Genomic DNA, 17,206 nt, shown 5'->3' with positions numbered 1-17,206 from the left:
ATGGCGAAGAAAAAGCGCGGCGATGCCCATGGTGGAGGTCACGGCTGGTTCGTGACCTTCGCCGACCTGATGGGCCTGATGATGAGCTTCTTCGTGATGCTCGTCGCGTTCTCCACCATGGACAACAACAAGCTGAAGATCGTCGCCGGCTCGATGCGCGACGCCTTCGGCGTGCAGACCAATGTGCGCTATTCCGGCATCGTCGAATCCGACGGCCTGCCGACCCGGCCGAAGCTCAAGAACGTCGACCACATCTCGCCGGAGGAATCCTCCGCCAATCCGACGCCGGACGAGCAGGAGCGCAGCCAGATCAACGGCGCGCGGCTGAAGATCGACCGCGAATTCGCGCTCGCTTCCGCCTCGCTGCGGCAGGCCTTGCAGGACATGCCGGAGCTCACCGAGATCTCCAAGAACATCATGTTCGAGGAGACCAAGGAGGGGCTCAACCTCGAGATCATCGACCAGGACGGCCGGTCGATGTTCGCCGATGGCTCCAGGGAACCGTATGATCGCACCCGCCGGCTGATCCAGAAGCTCGCCGCGCCGTTGAAAGCGACGCCGCTGCGGGTCGCGATCGTGGGGCATACAGCCGCAGGCTTCGTGCCGGCGCGCAGCGATTACGATGCCTTCGACCTGTCCGCGGATCGCGCCAATACGGTGCGGCAGATCCTGGAGCGGGAGGGGTTGCCGCCGTCGCACATCTTCGCGGTTTCCGGCAAGGCGGACGGCCAACCGCTGTTTCCCGACGACCCGACCCTGCCGGCAAATCGTCGCGTCACCATCACGTTGATGCGGGAAAATCCGCCGTTGCCGCCGGACTTGAAGCCGTAGTTCCGGGTTACCATGCTACCGTCAAGCTAGCAGTGTTGCGCGGTTGACACGCGCGGCGGAAGCGTCGATAGCCGCGCGGATCAAAATCAACGGGTCGGACGTTCCAACCTCGCCATGGCTGTCAGCGCCTCATCCACCGAAGCCCGGGAAGCCCAAGGTGCGGGCCAAGGTACCGGCCAAGGCACAGGCCAAGGCAACACCACCTCCAGCTTCTGGGCGCTGACGCTGGGCAGCATCGGGGTGGTGTTCGGCGACATCGGAACCTCGCCGCTCTACGCATTCCGCGAGGCGGTCGGCGGCGCCGCGCACGGCCAGCCGGTCACCCGCATCATGGTGCTCGGCGTGCTCAGCCTGATCCTGTGGGCGCTGTTCACCGTCGTCACCGCGAAATACGTCCTGCTGCTGCTGCGCGCCGACAACAATGGCGAGGGCGGCACGCTTTCGCTGATGGCGCTCGGCCAGCGCGCGATCGGTCGCCGCAGCTGGCCGCTGCTCGCGCTCGGCGTGGTCGGCGCCTCGATGTTCATCGGCGATTCCATGATCACGCCGGCGATCTCGGTGCTGTCGGCGGTCGAAGGCCTCAAGCTCGCCACGCCGCATCTCGAGCATTACGTGGTGCCGCTGACGATTCTGATCCTCGTCGTGCTGTTCTCGGTGCAGCGCAGCGGCACCGCCCGCGTCGCTTCCGCGTTCGGGCCGGTCATGGTGGTGTGGTTCGCCTCGCTGGCGGTGATGGGGCTCGTTCACATCATGGACGATCCGTCGGTGCTTGCGGCGATCAATCCCTATTATGCGCTTCAGTTCTTGCTGACCCACGGCACCATCGGCCTGGTGACGCTGGGCGCGGTGTTCCTCGCGGTGACCGGCGGCGAGGCGCTCTATGCCGATCTCGGTCATTTCGGTCGCAAGCCGATCCAGTCCGGCTGGCTGTTTTTCGTGCTGCCCTCGCTGCTGCTGAACTACTTCGGGCAGGGCGCCCTGGTGCTGTCCGATCCCGCGGCGATCGAGAACTCGTTCTACCGCATGGTGCCCGACGTGCTGCTGCTGCCGCTGGTCGGGCTTGCCACCGCCGCGACCGTGATCGCAAGCCAGGCAGTGATCACCGGCGCCTATTCGTTGATCAGCCAGGCGGTGCAGCTCGGCCTCCTGCCGCGCTTCGAGGTCCGTTACACCTCGGAGACCCATGCCGGGCAGATCTATCTGCCGCGGGTCAATCGGCTGCTCTTGATCGGCGTGCTGCTGCTGGTGCTGTTGTTCCGCACTTCAAGTGGACTCGCTTCGGCCTACGGCATCGCGGTCTCCACGACCATGGTCGCCGACGGCATCATGGGCTTCATCGTGATCTGGAAGCTGTGGAACTGGCGTGTCGCTTCGGCGGCGGCGCTGATCCTGCCGTTTGTGATCGTCGACATGACCTTCTTCAGCGCCAATCTGCTGAAGCTGTTCGAAGGCGCCTGGGTGCCGCTGCTGTTTGGCATCGTGATGGCGACGATGATCTGGACCTGGCGTCGCGGCGCCGCGATCCTGATTGCCAAGACCCGCCGCACCGAGGTGCCGCTGCGCGACCTGATCCACAGCCTGGAGAAGCGGCCGCCGCATATCGTCAAGGGCACCGCGGTGTTCCTGACCAGCGATCCGAGCTTCGTGCCGACAGCGCTGCTGCACAATCTCAAGCACAACAAGGTGCTGCACGAGCACAATGTGATCCTGACCATCGAGACCGCGCCGACGCCGCGCGTCGACCTGTCGGAGCGCGTCGGCATGGAGAAGATCAGCGACAAGTTCACCGCAGTCCGGCTGCGGTTCGGCTACATGGAATCGCCGAATGTGCCGAAAGCACTGGCCGTCGCACGCAAGCTCGGCTGGCAGTTCGACATCATGGCGACCTCGTTCTTCGTGTCGCGGCGTTCGCTGAAGCCGTCGGCCCAGTCGGGCATGCCGCAATGGCAGGACCATCTGTTCATCGCCATGAGCCGGTCCGCCAACGATGCGACCGACTATTTTCAGATCCCGACCGGCCGGGTGGTTGAAGTCGGTACCCAGGTAACCATTTGAACAAGCAGCAGGATTCCCGAGTTGAAAAATCGTGATCTATGCGTGATACGCATAGTTGAGGCCTGAATCCGTGCTAACCTATGCATTCCTGCCGGGAGTATAGGCCTGCGGTCCGGCGTTGTGCAGTGCGGCAGAAGATAGAGGCGCATCCTCCCATGTCATCCGAGAGTGCGGTCACCGCGGCGGAAACGCCCGCGGCCAATGGCCATGGCGAGGCGCATTCGACCGCCACTTTCAAGGCGCTGATGCTTGGCAGCATCGGTGTCGTCTATGGCGACATCGGCACCAGCCCGCTCTACGCATTCCGCGAAGCTGTCGTGGCCGCCGCGGGCGGCGAGGGCGGCGTGACGACGCATGCCGTGCTCGGTGTGCTCTCGCTGATCTTGTGGGCTTTGATCGTCGTCGTCACGCTCAAATATGTCGTGATCCTGCTGCGCGCCGACAACAACGGCGAAGGCGGCACGCTGGCGCTGATGGCGCTGGCGCAACGTGCAGCCACCAAGGGCGCCGGCGCAATCGTGCTGCTCGGCATCATCAGCGGCGCGCTGTTCTACGGCGATGCCGTCATCACGCCGGCACTCTCGGTGCTGTCGGCGATCGAGGGCATCAAGCTCGTCACGTCGACCTTCGATCCCTATGTCGTTCCCCTCACGGTGATCATCCTCGTCGGGTTGTTCTCGGTGCAGTCACGCGGCACTGCGCGGGTCGCGGCGTTCTTCGGGCCGGTGATGTGCGTGTGGTTCGCCGTGATCGCGATCGCGGCGTTGCCGCAGATCGTGCGGCATCCGGAGGTGCTGCACGCGCTGAACCCGCTGCTTGCGGTGTCGTTCATGCTGCATCATGGCGTGATCGGCTTCATCACGCTTGGTGCGGTGTTCCTCGCGGTGACCGGCGCCGAGGCGCTCTATGCCGACCTCGGCCATTTCGGCAAACGCCCGATCCAGACCGCGTGGCTGTTCGTCGTGCTGCCGTCGCTGGCGTTGAACTATCTCGGGCAGGGCGCGCTGGTGATCGGCGATCCCAGGGGGATCGAGAACCCGTTCTTCCTGATGTTCCCGGACTGGGCGCTGATTCCGATGGTCGCGCTTGCGACGGCCGCGACCGTGATCGCAAGCCAGGCCGTCATCACCGGCGCCTATTCGCTGACCCGTCAGGCGATCCAGCTCGGCCTGCTGCCGCGGTTCGAGATCCGTCACACCTCGGAAGCGCATTCCGGGCAGATCTATATGCCGCGCATCAACCGCTTCCTGTTCATCGCCGTGATCGTGCTGGTGCTGATGTTCCGCTCGTCGAGCGCGCTGGCGTCGGCCTATGGCATCTCGGTGACCGGCACCATGGTGGTGACGGCGATGATGGGCTTCGTGGTGATCTGGCGCGTCTGGAAATGGTCGCCGCTCGCGGCCGCCGCGCTGGTTGCGCCGTTCCTGTTCCTGGACATCACCTTCCTGGCCGCCAACCTGCTCAAGGTGTTCGAGGGTGGCTGGGTGCCGCTCGCGCTTGGCGGGGCGATGATCGTGGTGATGTACACTTGGCGGCGCGGCAGCCGGCTGTTGTTCGAGAAATCGCGCAAGCTGGAATTCCCGCTCGCCGATCTGGTCGCGATGCTGGAGAAGCGACCGCCGCAGCGGGTCTCCGGCACCGCGGTGTTCCTGACCAGCGATCCCGTCAGCGCGCCGACCGCGCTGATGCACAGCCTCAAGCACTACAAGGTGCTGCACGAGAAGAACGTCATCCTGACCATCGAGACCGCACAGACGCCGCGCATCGATCCGTCCGAGCGGGTCCGGATGGAGCAGCTGACCGAGACCTTCTCCAAGGTGACGCTGAAATTCGGCTTCATGGAACAGCCGAACGTGCCGAAGACACTGGCGATCGCCCGTAAGCTCGGCTGGCAGTTCGACATCATGTCGACTTCGTTCTTCCTGTCTCGCCGCGCGCTGAAGCCGGCGGCGCATTCCGGCATGCCGAGCTGGCAGGATCACCTGTTCATCGCGCTGAGCCGCTCGTCGAACGACGCCACCGATTATTTCCAGATCCCGACCGGGCGGGTGGTCGAGGTCGGGACGCAGGTCACGATCTAATAGGGCTTGGACTAGCTGACGCCGGGTGATTTCCGGGAAGCGTTTGGACACCCAGAATTATCGAGTCGGACCCGCAGCGAAAGCCGGCTGCGGCGCAGCATATCGATCCATCGAACGGAATGCTAATCCAACTCCGCGAGAGCCGCGTCAACTCGCGTCAGTATGGGTGTCTTGCCAAACTGAGAAAGAATTCGCCTCGACTCAGTAAGGTGATGCAAGGCGGGTGCGGTTCTTTTCTTGGCCTTGTAAAGCAAGCCGAGAAGCATGTGGGCTCGGCCCGGCATGTATCCATCTGGATGGAAGCGCGGATTGGCCAAGAGACTCTCCATCAAGATACGAATGCTTGGCGACGCAGTGCCCATCACCTTGAGGAGAGTCAGGAGGTTTCTCAGCAAGATCTTGAGCGGCACCTTCTCCTTTCCTTCAATGATCTGCAGGTAAACCTCGCCGAGGAACAAACGATACCAATCCGCGGCAGCCCGGTAGCCCTCGTTTTCCCGCTTCGATATGGCTTCCTTCAGCAACCGAATTCCCTTGCTGATGTCTCCTTGGATCACCTTCGACACTCCGAGGATGGCATCGCTCGTCGTCAGAGAATACAAATCGCCATCAACGGCGCATCGGTTCCGAAAGGCCTCCAGGATACTCAAACCTTCCTCGGTCCGCCGCAGAAGCGCGAGGACGCACCCCTTGATGTTGAGAGCTGTTTCCCGATCGAACGGCGTAACCGCGAGGGAAATCGATTGCTCACTGAATTCCAGCGCCTCCAGGTATGCATCGGATAGCATCGCAATCAAGGCCAACACGCAGAGGCCAAGCCCCGTGGATCGGGGGTCATCCAGCCGCTGGCCAACTTCCATGAGGGCTCTTGCCGAGTCCCGCGCGTCGTTCATCCGACCTTGGTGGAATTCCTCCCACGCGACCACAAACCTGGCCCAATTCTGAATGTGAGCGTCCGCCGTGTCGGAAGCGGCGCTGATAGCGTCGCGCTTGAGAGACTCAAACTCATGTGGCGGCTTGGGTGCAACAATCGTGGAGAAGAGGATCTCGCTGGTCAACGCATAGGCCCGTGGTCTGCTATCGCCGAGACGTTCCGCCATTTGCCGGGATTGCAGCTGCACGTCGCGCGCGAGGCGATATCGCGTATTCCAGAGGAGCGCGAATACATAGTTGTGTCGAATGAGAACAGCTCTCGGATCATCCAGAAGGCGATCGATCCGTGGCAGGTAGCGTTCGGCGACGTCGATCGTGGATTTGATCTGCGCGGTCATGTTCAGCAGAAACGTGTAGGACACCAGGAATTCGGCGACCTGATCGTCGGAGGCGCAGTCGCTATCGCTGTGAAGCAGGCCAAGAGCTGCGGTGAAATGACTGGTTGCCTCTTCCAGTGAATAGACACTGAGGCTTTTGGTGCCAGCCATCGACGAGTAGGCGAACGCCTTTTTGGCGCGGCTGGCCTGGCTGTAATGATATGCGAGTACCTCGGCCACTTCAGTGAGCCTGTTGCCGCCGCGACGCTCAATCTCCTCAGCGATCCGCAGGTGCATGGCTGTGCGCGCTTCGGTGAGCAGACTGTGGTACAACGCGTCTCGAACCAGAGCATGCTTGAACAGATAGCTGTTGGATTTCACCTCAGGGTGTATGAGGTCAGCCGCCTGCATCGCCGCGAGTTGTGCTTCGACCTTGTCGGCCTCTCCGAACACCGAGGTGAGCAGGTCAGGGTCAAACCGCCTGCCAATGACAGAGGCGGCTTGCAGCAACCTTCGGTCCTCTGCGGCGAGCCGGTCGACACGCGCAGTCAAGAGGCTCTCTACAGTCGCGGGCAGGGCTGATGCCAGAGCGGTGGAATCAAATTCTACCTTCCCCGCAATCAGCCGAACCACGCCCCGTTCGCCGAGAAAGCTCACGATTTCCTCAGCAAACAGCGGATTGCCTTCGGCCTTATCTACGACCTCCCGCGCAAGCGCTTCAGGCAACGCCGCGACACCTAACCGCGTCTGGATCAGGCGGCGGATGTCACCACCAGGGAGCGGATCCAGGCTGAGACTGAGGACGAATGTGCTATCCAGCCAAGGCGGCTTGTATTCCGGCCGTCGGGTATGGATGAAGAGAAGCCGCTGCTCGGCTTCGCTTTTGACGAGTTTGTCCAGCACCTCCTGGGACACACTGTCGATCCAGTGCAAATCCTCCACCACCAAAATCACGGGCGAGAGACGGCAGCGCGATGCAAGGAGTTGAAGCAGAAGCTCGCGCGTGCGCAAGCCGATCAGCACCCCATCGAGCCCTGTCAGCGCGCCATCCGGTACCTTGAGGCCGAGCAGATGGAGCAACAGGCCAAGATTTCGTGACGAGTGGAGCCCAAGAGCGACAAGCCCCATTTCAATCTTCTGCACGACATCCGCTTCGGCTTCGCCGATCGCGATCCGGAACGAGCCGCGCACCACCTCGATGAGAGGAAAGAACGATGTTTGCTGGCTCTCTGGCGAACAACTCCCGGACAGCACGAAGGCGCGGTTGTCTGCGATCGTTTGACGAAACTCGTGCACAAGGCGTGATTTGCCCATGCCAGGCTCAGCCACGAGGTCGACGACACGAAGTTGGGTCCGGGCTTCCGCGAGGCTGCGCTCCAATTCCTCCAACTCGAGGCCTCGTCCAACGAAGGCTCCCAGGCCCCGACTTACCGCCACGTCGAAACGCGTAACACCCTGTCGAAGGGCCCCAAGCTTGTAAACGCCTTGCCGGTCGGCCTTTCCCTTGATCTCGTGCTCGCCCGAGAAAGTTGTCTCTACCAATCCCTGTACCAATCGGAAGGTCGTGCTGCTTATGACGACCGAGTCCGGCTCTGCCAAAGTCTGAAGGCGCGCCGCGACGTTGACCGTGTCGCCGAGTGCCGTTGCGGCGGCTCCCGTGCCGCCCTGCACCGTCCCGACGACCGCCAGACCCGTATTGAGACCCATCCGCAGTTGCGGTCGCAACCCATGCGCGGCTTGGATGTCCGCTCCAGAAGTCTTCAACTTCTGCAAGATCGACAGGGCTGCGCGGCATGCCCGCAGCGGCGCATCCTCCAATGCCGCCGGGGCGCCGAAGACTGCCATTATCCCATCGCCGGTAAAGCCCTGCACGACGCCACTTTGCTCATGCACGGCTTCCTCCATGAGCTTCGCCAAGTCGCGCATGAGCAGGAACGCCGCTTCCTCGCCCTTCCGCTCCGAAAAGGCCGTGAAGTCAACCAGGTCTGCGAACAGGACTGTGATCTGTCTCCGCTCGGGCTCCACATGGGCCTCCCAGCGCTGAAAGGCAGAACCTAACACGTAGGAAGAAGCGTCCAACAGCAGGATAAGGCGCTGAGAACACTGGCCTCACACCGGACCGCACTATTGTGGCTCACTGTTTCTCGTCGTAGCGAAGCTCTCAGCCTCGGCCCGGTTTGGTGTTCAAAGCGGGGGATAACGGGCCGGCGCGACAACTTCAGACGCCCGAACGCGTTGCCAAGTCGATCGGGGTCCAGCGCCGTCTGCGCGACATCTAACCCGTTTCGGGCGCTTGATTTTCTCCGCGCGAGAGGCGACTTTGCGCGCCGGACCGGCGAGCCGCGTGACGCTCGCCAATCGGATGATCGGGAGGATATTTCCGTGGCGGACCACAAGGTGGAAGATTTGTTTCCGGACGAGGTGTCGAAGGGCATAGCGGAAGGCCGCTACCTCCTGGTCGACGTCCGCGAGCCCAACGAGGTCGCAGTCGAGGCCTATCCCGACGGCGTCGTGGTGCCGCTATCGACGTTCGATCCGTCAGCGATCCCCGATCCGAAGGGAAAGCAGGTGGTGTTCGCCTGTCGCTCCGGCAAGCGCTCGGTGACGGCCTCGCTGGCCGCGCAGGCCGCCGGCTTGCCCTACGACAAGCATCTGGCGGGCGGCATTATCGGCTGGAAGGCGGCGGGATTGCCCACCAAGACCGGCGGCTGATCCCCGACATGACCTCCATGAACAAGGTCTTCGCGGACCTTCCCGTCACCATTTTCGAGGCGATGTCGCAGGCCGCGCGCGACAACAACGCCATCAATCTCGGCCAGGGCTTTCCCGACGATCCCGGACCGGAGGACATCCGCCGCGCCGCCGCGGACGCCTCCATCAACGGTTACAACCAGTATCCGTCGATGATGGGCATCCCCGAGCTCCGCCAGGCGATCGCTTCGCATTACGGTCACTGGCACGGGCTCAAGCTCGATCCGATGACCGAGGTGATGGTGACCTCCGGTGGCACCGAGGCGCTGACTTCCTCGATCCTCTCGGTGGTCGAGCCGGGCGACGAGGTGGTGTGCTTCCAGCCGGTCTATGATTCCTATCTGCCGATCATCCGCCAGGCCGGCGGCATTCCGCGGCTGTTGCGGCTCGAACCGCCGGAGTGGCGGCTCAACGAGGAGATGCTGCGCAGCGTCTTCAATCACAAGACCAAGGCGGTGCTGTTCAACAATCCGCTCAACCCGGCAGCGGTGGTCTATCCGCGCGAGGACCTCGAGCTGTTGGCGCGGTACTGCCAGGAATTCGATGTCGTCGCGATCTGCGACGAGGTCTGGGAGCACGTCGTGTTCGACGGTCGCGAGCACATCCCGCTGATCACGATCCCCGGAATGCGCGACCGCACCATCAAGGTCGGCAGCGCGGGCAAGATCTTCTCGCTGACGGGATGGAAGATCGGCTTCGTCTGCGCCGCGCCGCCGTTGCTGCGGGTTGCGGCCAAGGTGCACCAATTCCTCACCTTCACGACGGCGCCCAATCTGCAAGCCGCCGTCGCCTACGGCCTCAACAAGCCGGACGACTACTTCATCGACATGCGCAAGGACATGGCGCGAAGCCGTGACCGCCTGACCCGGGGGCTCGAGAGCATCGGCTTTCCCGTGCTGAAGTCGCAGGGCACTTACTTCCTCACGGTCGACCTGTCGCCGCTTGGGCTCAATGAGACCGATGCGGAGTTCTGCTGGAGAATTGTGCAGGATTACAAGGTTGCGGCTATTCCGGTCTCGGCGTTTTACGAGCAGGATGCGGTGACGTCGGTCGTGCGCTTTTGTTTCGCCAAGAAGGACTCGACGCTCGACACCGCATTGGAGCGGTTGTCCGACGCCGTGCATCGCCGCAAGAGGTAGAGCAGAATGCAGAAGCAGAACCGTCGTCTCGTCAGCTTCGTCGGCGCAGTCGCGGCGGTCCTGCTGGTGTCCGTCTCCGCCGATGCGCAGGAGCGCACGGTCAACTTCTACAATTGGTCGAACTACATGGCGCCGGGAGTCCTCGAGGACTTCACCAAGGAAACCGGCATCAAGGTGGTCTACGACACGTTCGACGCCAATGAGACGCTGGAAACGCGGCTGCTCGCGGGCAAGTCGGGCTACGACGTCGTGGTGCCGACCGGCTATTTCCTGCAACGCCAGATCACCGCGAAGGTGTTCCTCAAGCTCGACAAGTCGAAGCTGCCGAACCTCGCCAATGCGTGGCCGGTGGTGACCGGGCAACTTGCCACCTACGATCCCGGCAACGTTTACGGCGCCAACTACATGTGGGGCACCACGGGCATCGGCTACAACGTCAAGATGGCGGAGAAGATTCTCGGGCCTGATGCCAAGATCGATAGCTGGGACATGGTGTTCAAGCCGGAGAACCTCGCCAAGTTCAAGGATTGCGGCATCCATATGCTGGATTCCGCCGACGACATCCTGCCGGCGGCGCTGAGCTATCTCGGCCTCGATCCGAACTCGACCAGGCAGTCCGACCTCGAGAAGGCCGCCGATCTCGTCATCAAGATCCGGCCCTATGTGCGCAAATTCCATTCGTCCGAATATCTCAGCGCGCTGGCCTCCGGCGAGATCTGCTTCGTGGTCGGATGGTCGGGCGACATCATGCAGGCGCGCAGCCGGGCGGCGGAGGCCAAGACCGGCGTCGAGATCGGCTACACGATCCCGAAGGAGGGCGCGCAGATGTTCTTCGACAATCTCGCGATTCCCGCCGATGCCAAGAACGTCACCGAGGCCTATGAGCTGATCAACTATCTCTACCGACCCGAAGTGGCAGCGAAGAACTCGAACTTCCTGTCCTACGCCAACGGCAATCTGGCGAGCCAGAAGCTGATCGATCCGAAGATCTTCAACGACAAGGACATCTATCCGGACGAGGCGATGCAGAAGAAGCTGTTCGTGATTTCAGCGCGCGATCCTGCCACGCAGCGCATCATCAACCGGCTGTGGACGCGGGTGAAGACCGGGAAGTAGGTCTATCCGTCATTGCGAGGAGCGATGCGACGAAGCAATCCACGTCTCGCGCCGCTGCGAGGTCGATTGCTTCGCTCGCAATGACGAGGGCTCAGGCGCTACCGCCAGCGCCGGTGCAGCCAGAGCCATTGATCCGGGTACTCGCGGACCCAGCCCTCGACGATGTCGGTGATCGCCTGCATCGTGCCCTGGATGTCGATCTGGCCGGATGGGTCGAACACCGGTTTCACTTCCTCGGTGACCTCGCCGCGGAAGCGGCCGTCGGGCAGGCGGATGATCCGGGTCCCGTGGATCGGGCAATCGATCTGCCGGCGCAGGCGTGCCAGCAGCGGGTTCGCGGTGGTCTTGCGGCCGAAGAAGGTGACGGGAACGCCATTGGTCAAATACTGGTCGACCAGCATCGCGACGTGCTGGCCGTTCTTCAGTGCTTGCGCCAGCTTGAGCGGCGCGTCGCGGCCGGCCGGGACCAGCGTGCCCAGATTGACCGCGCGGATCTTTTCGATGGCGCGGTCGGCGGCCTCGATGTTCGGCCGCCGGAACAGGATCGTGGCATCGAGCCCGTGCGCCGCGGCGGCAATTGGCGACAGCTCCCAGTTGCCGAGATGGGCGGCGAAGAACAACGCCGGCTTGCCGTCGTCGCGCAGTTCGTCGAACAACTGCTTGCTGCGCGCCGAGAACTCGACGCGGCCCGGCTTGTCCGGATTCGCGGGATCATGATCCCAGATGCGGTCGATATGCGCGAATTCGGCCCCGATGCGTCCGAGGTTGTGCCAGACGCCGGTCAGGATCTCCTCGATCTCCTGCGGCGACTTCTCGGGGAAGGCGGCCGTGAGGTTCTCGCGACCGATGCGATCTTCACGCAGCCGGCGGCCGATGAAATGCGCGGCGCTGCCGAAGAACCGCGCGGTCTTCTCCGGATCGAAATAGCGCGTGGTGCGCAGCAGGCCGGTCGTCAACGCGCCAATGGCAGCGTTGGTCACGGGCTTGGCAGCGTCACGGAGCTGCGCCCTGGTGCGAAGGATCAGGCGTTTCATCTGATGAGGCGAGGCCGCCGCGTTAGGCCGGCTCGCGCGTCAGGATCAGCGAGGCGTTCTGCCCGCCAAATCCGAACGAGTTCGACATCACGGCGGTCACCTTGGCGTCGCGCGCCTTGTTGCCGACCACGTCGAACGGGATAGCCGGGTCGGGCACCTCGTAATTGATCGTCGGCGGAATCCGCTGATGCTCGAGCGTGAGCAGCGAGAAGATCGCCTCGACTGCGCCGGCGGCAGAGATGGTGTGGCCGACCATCGACTTGTTCGACGACACCGGAATGTTCGGTGTGTGCTCGCCGAACACGGCGGCGGTTGCCAGATATTCCATCTTGTCGTTTTCCGGCGTCGAGGTGCCGTGCGCGTTGATGTGATCGATCTGTTGTGGCTCCATGCCGGCGTCGGCAAGCGTCTTCCGCACGCAGCCGATCGCCGGCTTGCCGTCGGGGGCGGAGCGGGTGCGGTGGAAGGAATCGGTGAGCTCGCCGCAGCCCGCGACGACGCCGAGGATGCGCGCGCCGCGCGCCATCGCGGCATCGTAGCTTTCCAGCACCAGGGCGCCGGCGCCTTCGGCCATCACGAAGCCGTCGCGGTTCTTCGAGAACGGCTTTGAGGCGCCCTGCGGCGGATCGTTCTGGGTGGAGAGCGCCGACAGCAGCGAGAAGCGCACCAACGCTTCCGGATTGACCGAGCCGTCGGTTGCTATGCACAGCGTCGCATCGGTCTCGCCGCGGCGGATCGCCTCGACGCCGAGCTGGATCGCGGTCGCACCGGACGCGCAAGCGGTCGAGAGCGAAATCGGCGATCCCTTGGTGCCGAAGGTCTCCGCGAGGCTGAGCGCGACCGAACCGAAGGTGAAACGCCGGTGGAAATGCGCAAACTGGCCGCCGCCGCAGGTCGCCAGATAGTCGATGATTCCGAAGTCCTTGGTCGGAACGGCGCGCGCGACTTCGAGCCGCTGCGGCCACTCGGTCTCGATCGGGGCGACCGCCAGAAACAGCGGGCCGGGAAAGTCACCCTTGCTGCCAATCCCGGATTGCGCCAGCGCCTCTTCAGTCGCGATCTCCGCCAGACGCTGCGACAGGCTGGTCGAGGAGAACGGGTCGACGGTGACGAAATCGACGGCACCGGCCATCGTGGTCTTCAAACTGTCGAGCGGAAAGCGCGTCACGGTCTTGATGCCGGACTCTCCCGCGGTGAGACGCTTCCAGTTGTCGGTCTTGCCGCCGCCGAGCGACGTCACGATTCCCATGCCGGTCACGACAACGATCGGTCGGCCGAATTTATCGCGTGGTGCTGTCATGATGTCCCCGTCGGTGCTTGCGCCGGACTTGAAACGCGACGAGATTCATCGCGCCCTAGCTGTTCATTTGAGCATGATCTTTTCGGAAAACCGCTTCGCGCTTTTCCGGATCATGCTCTAACTGACGGCCTCGACAAGCGCCATGCCTTCGCCCTGCCAGTGGCCGACCCCCAACACGACAATCTGGGTTGGCACTTCGGTCTTTTCAACCTCCAGCCCGGTTGGATCGTTGGCCGGGTAGAGCGCGCCGCGCGAGATCGACAACGCCGCGAGCGCGAGCCCGAGCGGGAATTGCGCCTCCATGGCATGCCCAAAGGTCGTTCCGGTGGCACGCACCGCAAGGCCGGGATGCTCAGCCAGGAATGCACGCTCCTCGGCGGTCGCGGGCTCGGCGCCGGTGGCGCCCGTGATCAGCATGGCGTGGTCATCGCGGATGCCGAGTTGCGGCCACATCGCCTGGAGCGACTTCGTCACCGCGCCTGGCTGCTTGCGCTTGGCAAGGTCGGCGACCACTCTGGTCAACTTGGCATACGGCTTCGCGCCGCGGGCCTCGGCATGCTCGCGCGATTCCATCACCAGGAAGGCGCCGGCGGAGCCGATCGCAAAGCCCGGGTTGTTCCTGCGGGCCCAGACCGAGCTATGCCGGTCCTTCAGCGCGAAGTCACCGAACGTATAGAGCATCAGCAGGTCGCCGCGATCGCCATTATGGGCGGCGCCGACTAGCGCGATGTCGCTCTGTCCGGCGCCGATGCGCGCGACTGCGATCCGTGCTGCGTCGATGCTGGAGGCTTCCTCGCCCATGAAGGTGCGCGAGGTCCCGCACACGCCGTGAACGATCGCGATATTGCCGGCAAGCAAATTGGAGAGCTGTGCCAGGAACAGCGTCGGCCGCAGTTCGTTCATCAGCTTTTCGTTGAGGACGGCGGGCGGCAGGTTACCCTGCGCGTCGGCATTCATGATCGCCAGGTCGACATTGAGGTCACGCTCGCCGCCGCCGGCCGCGATGATCATGTCCATCCGCGACAGGATTTCCTGATTGCCTTTGACGCCGGCGGAATCCAGCGCCAGCCCGGCGGCATAAGTGCCGATCCGCTGCCACAGCTCCATCTGGCGCTGATCGCCCTTCTTCGGGATCTGGGCGTCGAAGCTGACGGGGGCGATCGGATGAATCACATATGGCGCGAGACGCTGCTCATCGGCATTGACGCGCCTTTCGCCCAGCGCCTGCCAATGCGTATCCAGCCCCTCGCCAAGCGAGGAGAGCAGGCCTACGCCGGTGATCCAGACTTCCTTCTCAGCCATTGCTCATTGCCTGCATCGGAAAACCGATCTTGCTGGCCATCGCATCCATGTGCACGCGCAAGTCCGGGCTCGGGAACGGGATGTGGCGGAAGGTTAGGTCGGCATTGCATTTGAGCTCTTTGCCGACGCGGACCTTCGCCGAGGTCACGGTGAAGCCCGAACCTTCATGTTCGATCTTGGCCTCGATCGTCAGTGTCGAACCGGGGCTGACGAAGCCGCGCATCTTGGCTTCCTTGACCATGGCGAGGAAGGGCATGCGCGCGAACTTGGTCAGACCGAGGATCAGCCAACCCGAACTCTGCGCCATTGCTTCGGTCAGCAACACACCGGGCATGATCGGGTAACCCGGGAAGTGGCCGGCGAACACCGAGTGACTGTCGGGCGGCACGTCCGCCTCGACGACGATGGTTTTCGCGTCGAGGTCGAGGGCGACGATCCGGTCGATCAGCTGAAAGATTTCGAGCTGCATGATGGGCGATTACGAGCCCGTGCCCGTGCCCGCGTTCTTGGCCGCAACCAACTCGTCGATGCGATCGGCGAGATTCTTCAGCACGAAGTACTGCTCCGTCGTGGCCTTGCCGTCGTTGACTTCCTGGGTCCACTTCTCGAGCGGCATCTTGATGCCGAAGGCCTTGTCGATGGCAAAGGCGATGTCGAGGAAGTCGAGGCTGTCGATCCCGAGATCGTCGATCGCGTGGCTCTCCGGCTTGATCGTGTCGCGCGGGATGTCGCAGGTCTCCGCGATAATGTTGGCGATCTGCTCGAATGTGGAGGACATCATTAAGCCTTTGATATATTGAAGGTAATTCCGGGTCGGCTCAGACGAGGCGGGCGTATTGCCCCGGAATGCCCTATTGCTGCCGCCGGAGTCGTGTGCCCGTATATCGGAGCAGGGCCGTTAGTTCAATGGAGCTTGGCCGGCCAGTCAGAGGCGGTTTTTGGGTAAGGTTCCGGGCCGCCTAGTTGCGCGGCATCACCGCAATCTTCGCGCAATCCCGGCGTCCCATCAGCACGCAATCCTGGGTCTTGCGCAAATCGGCGATGCTCATGGCGAGCCAGATGCCGATCGCGGTGAGTGCCACGGTGAAGGCGAAGGCGGCGATGTTGGCGAGCATGCGCTGGCGGAAGTCGTCCGGCTCCTCACGCGGTCGCTCGTAGCGGGACAGGTCGTTGGCGACGGAAGGGGGGCGGACCGGCTCCTCACGCTTGCCGGGCGGCTGCGCCGAGGTACGCGGCCGGAATTTGAGCACCACGTGCTCGTCATCCGAGGAGATTGGCCGCTGCGTCTTCACTGGTGTCAGTCCGGTCGCGTCGCCGACTATGTGTAGCATGTTCGCTGCGCTTCACACCTAAAATCTTCATACGCGCAGAGGTGGTATTCATGCTTCGATCGTGTCGTGGAACCGACTGTAGTCGATCCTGAGGCGGCCGTCTTCCGTCGTGCGCAGGATCTCGACATAGCGATAGCCGATGCGGATGTCGGAATGTTCGTACGATTTTCGCGCATGCACAGTTTGCGCTGCAACGTCGTCATAGCCCGACACGACGACGCCGAGTCCGGCATTGATGGCTTCGAGGTCCGCGGCGTCGAGGCCGTGCAGCGGGCTGTCCTGGTTGATCACGTGAAACAGGGTCCAGCTCAGCGCCAGCGCCGGGCTTTCGCTGCGTGTGAGCGGTAGTTCGAAGAACCGGCGGTAGGACATGCCTTCCTTGCTGAGGTCGTTCTTGAACAACCACAGCCGCGCGGTGGCGTTGGCGATGATGTTGTGCCGCTCGTTGGCGAGGCGGATCATCAGCGTCCGCTCGCCCTCATGGTTCGAGATCACGGGATTGTCGGCGAACAGCAACCGCGCGCTCGGCCGTGAGAAGCGGGCGAAGATCAACCCGGTCATCAGCGACATCGAGAAGATGCCGGTGAACAGCTCGACGGCGGCGATGAAGTGCCCGTAATGCGTCTGCGGGTGCATGTCGCCGTAGCCGGCGGTCGAAAGTGTTTCGATGCTGAAATAAAGGTAGTCGATGTATTGGCCGCCGGGCACGTTGGCGATCGGGTTGTCGCCGAGCCAATAGAGCAGGGCGAAGACGGCATTGAAGATGATGAACACCAATGCTGCACCGCCAATAAAGGCGGGCCAGGATGCCGTCATGCAGCGATGGCTGATGTCGGCCCAGAAACTGAGCTCCAACCCTTCGGTCACGACCTCGCGGTTGCCGAGGCGGACCATGCGTGCCTTCGCTCGATCGCTTGCTCTCAGGGCCATTCCGCCGAACCGGCTCTTTCGCCTGCCTGTGACATCATGTCATAATGGAACCCATTCCGGAGTGCCGGTTGTCATTCGGCCTGCAA

The 17,206-nt window shown here is 63.0% G+C and carries 14 protein-coding genes; 6 read left to right on the top strand and 8 right to left on the bottom strand.

Features of this window, described 5'->3' with window-relative positions; translation table 11 throughout:
* The 3 genes from B2W55_RS00070 to B2W55_RS00060 all read left to right on the top strand — a co-directional run bounded on the left by B2W55_RS00070 (position 1) and on the right by B2W55_RS00060 (position 4,967).
* Positions 1-831 (top strand): OmpA/MotB family protein, encoded by an 831-nt coding sequence (locus B2W55_RS00070; protein ID WP_024582240.1) that lies wholly within the window; start codon positions 1-3, stop codon positions 829-831.
* Between the two features lie 114 nt (positions 832-945).
* Entirely contained in the window at positions 946-2,886 is a 1,941-nt protein-coding gene (locus B2W55_RS00065; protein ID WP_024582239.1) for a potassium transporter Kup, read from the top strand.
* Between the two features lie 155 nt (positions 2,887-3,041).
* The gene (locus B2W55_RS00060; RefSeq protein WP_024582238.1) at positions 3,042-4,967 is read left to right on the top strand and encodes a potassium transporter Kup; all 1,926 of its coding nucleotides are present in this window, start codon (positions 3,042-3,044) and stop codon (positions 4,965-4,967) included.
* Positions 4,968-5,089: 122 nt separating this feature from the next.
* Here the strand turns inward: B2W55_RS00060 and B2W55_RS00055 are convergent, their stop codons facing one another.
* Positions 5,090-8,242, bottom strand: coding sequence for an ATP-binding protein (locus B2W55_RS00055; RefSeq protein ID WP_145987194.1), 3,153 nt, complete (start codon positions 8,240-8,242; stop codon positions 5,090-5,092).
* Positions 8,243-8,599: 357 nt separating this feature from the next.
* Here B2W55_RS00055 and B2W55_RS00050 point away from each other — a divergent pair, with 357 nt between their 5' ends.
* The 3 genes from B2W55_RS00050 to B2W55_RS00040 are packed head-to-tail and all read left to right on the top strand — an operon-like array spanning position 8,600 to position 11,223.
* A complete protein-coding gene (locus B2W55_RS00050; RefSeq protein WP_024582236.1) occupies positions 8,600-8,929 on the top strand; it encodes a rhodanese-like domain-containing protein in 330 nt (109 codons plus the stop codon).
* Between the two features lie 8 nt (positions 8,930-8,937).
* Complete coding sequence (locus B2W55_RS00045) at positions 8,938-10,107, top strand: aminotransferase (protein ID WP_024582235.1); 1,170 nt, start codon at positions 8,938-8,940, stop codon at positions 10,105-10,107.
* Between the two features lie 6 nt (positions 10,108-10,113).
* On the top strand, positions 10,114-11,223 hold the full coding sequence (locus B2W55_RS00040) for a polyamine ABC transporter substrate-binding protein (RefSeq protein WP_024582234.1): 1,110 nt from the start codon (positions 10,114-10,116) through the stop codon (positions 11,221-11,223).
* A gap of 98 nt (positions 11,224-11,321) precedes the next feature.
* On the opposite strand, the gene B2W55_RS00035 is transcribed toward B2W55_RS00040, so the two are convergent.
* The 7 genes from B2W55_RS00035 to B2W55_RS00005 all read right to left on the bottom strand — a co-directional run bounded on the left by B2W55_RS00035 (position 11,322) and on the right by B2W55_RS00005 (position 17,084).
* Positions 11,322-12,257, bottom strand: a complete 936-nt coding sequence (locus tag B2W55_RS00035; RefSeq protein WP_024582233.1) for a lipid A biosynthesis lauroyl acyltransferase — start codon at positions 12,255-12,257, stop codon at positions 11,322-11,324.
* A 22-nt stretch (positions 12,258-12,279) separates the two neighbouring features.
* A complete protein-coding gene (locus B2W55_RS00030) occupies positions 12,280-13,557 on the bottom strand; it encodes a beta-ketoacyl-ACP synthase (protein ID WP_024582232.1) in 1,278 nt (425 codons plus the stop codon).
* Between the two features lie 117 nt (positions 13,558-13,674).
* Positions 13,675-14,859: a beta-ketoacyl-ACP synthase gene (locus B2W55_RS00025; RefSeq protein WP_024582231.1), complete on the bottom strand. Its 1,185-nt coding sequence runs from the start codon at positions 14,857-14,859 to the stop codon at positions 13,675-13,677.
* A complete protein-coding gene (locus B2W55_RS00020; protein WP_024582230.1) occupies positions 14,852-15,328 on the bottom strand; it encodes a 3-hydroxyacyl-ACP dehydratase FabZ family protein in 477 nt (158 codons plus the stop codon). The genes B2W55_RS00025 and B2W55_RS00020 overlap by 8 nt, the downstream gene beginning before the upstream one ends.
* Before the next feature lie 9 nt (positions 15,329-15,337).
* The gene (locus tag B2W55_RS00015; RefSeq protein WP_024582229.1) at positions 15,338-15,637 is read right to left on the bottom strand and encodes an acyl carrier protein; all 300 of its coding nucleotides are present in this window, start codon (positions 15,635-15,637) and stop codon (positions 15,338-15,340) included.
* A gap of 181 nt (positions 15,638-15,818) precedes the next feature.
* Positions 15,819-16,151 (bottom strand): hypothetical protein, encoded by a 333-nt coding sequence (locus tag B2W55_RS00010; RefSeq protein ID WP_024582228.1) that lies wholly within the window; start codon positions 16,149-16,151, stop codon positions 15,819-15,821.
* Between the two features lie 87 nt (positions 16,152-16,238).
* On the bottom strand, positions 16,239-17,084 hold the full coding sequence (locus B2W55_RS00005) for an ion channel (RefSeq protein ID WP_244442234.1): 846 nt from the start codon (positions 17,082-17,084) through the stop codon (positions 16,239-16,241).
* Between the last annotated feature and the right edge of the window lie 122 nt (positions 17,085-17,206).

The organism is Bradyrhizobium sp. UBA2491 (genome assembly GCF_002341725.1).
GTDB lineage: Bacteria > Pseudomonadota > Alphaproteobacteria > Rhizobiales > Xanthobacteraceae > Bradyrhizobium.
The sequence above is the reverse complement of the archived record's forward strand: the minus strand, read 5'-3'. Positions and strand labels throughout refer to the sequence as shown.

Bases quoted from the DNA above. Each gene is read 5' to 3' on its own strand.
- B2W55_RS00035 (WP_024582233.1), bottom strand. From the start codon at position 12,257: ATGAAACGCCTGATCCTTCGCACCAGGGCGCAGCTCCGTGACGCTGCC.
- B2W55_RS00015 (WP_024582229.1), bottom strand. From the start codon at position 15,637: ATGTCCTCCACATTCGAGCAGATCGCCAACATTATCGCGGAGACCTGC.
- B2W55_RS00065 (WP_024582239.1), top strand. From the start codon at position 946: ATGGCTGTCAGCGCCTCATCCACCGAAGCCCGGGAAGCCCAAGGTGCG.
- B2W55_RS00020 (WP_024582230.1), bottom strand. From the start codon at position 15,328: ATGCAGCTCGAAATCTTTCAGCTGATCGACCGGATCGTCGCCCTCGAC.
- B2W55_RS00040 (WP_024582234.1), top strand. From the start codon at position 10,114: ATGCAGAAGCAGAACCGTCGTCTCGTCAGCTTCGTCGGCGCAGTCGCG.
- B2W55_RS00045 (WP_024582235.1), top strand. From the start codon at position 8,938: ATGACCTCCATGAACAAGGTCTTCGCGGACCTTCCCGTCACCATTTTC.
- B2W55_RS00030 (WP_024582232.1), bottom strand. From the start codon at position 13,557: ATGACAGCACCACGCGATAAATTCGGCCGACCGATCGTTGTCGTGACC.
- B2W55_RS00060 (WP_024582238.1), top strand. From the start codon at position 3,042: ATGTCATCCGAGAGTGCGGTCACCGCGGCGGAAACGCCCGCGGCCAAT.
- B2W55_RS00025 (WP_024582231.1), bottom strand. From the start codon at position 14,859: ATGGCTGAGAAGGAAGTCTGGATCACCGGCGTAGGCCTGCTCTCCTCG.
- B2W55_RS00005 (WP_244442234.1), bottom strand. From the start codon at position 17,084: ATGGTCCGCCTCGGCAACCGCGAGGTCGTGACCGAAGGGTTGGAGCTC.
- B2W55_RS00070 (WP_024582240.1), top strand. From the start codon at position 1: ATGGCGAAGAAAAAGCGCGGCGATGCCCATGGTGGAGGTCACGGCTGG.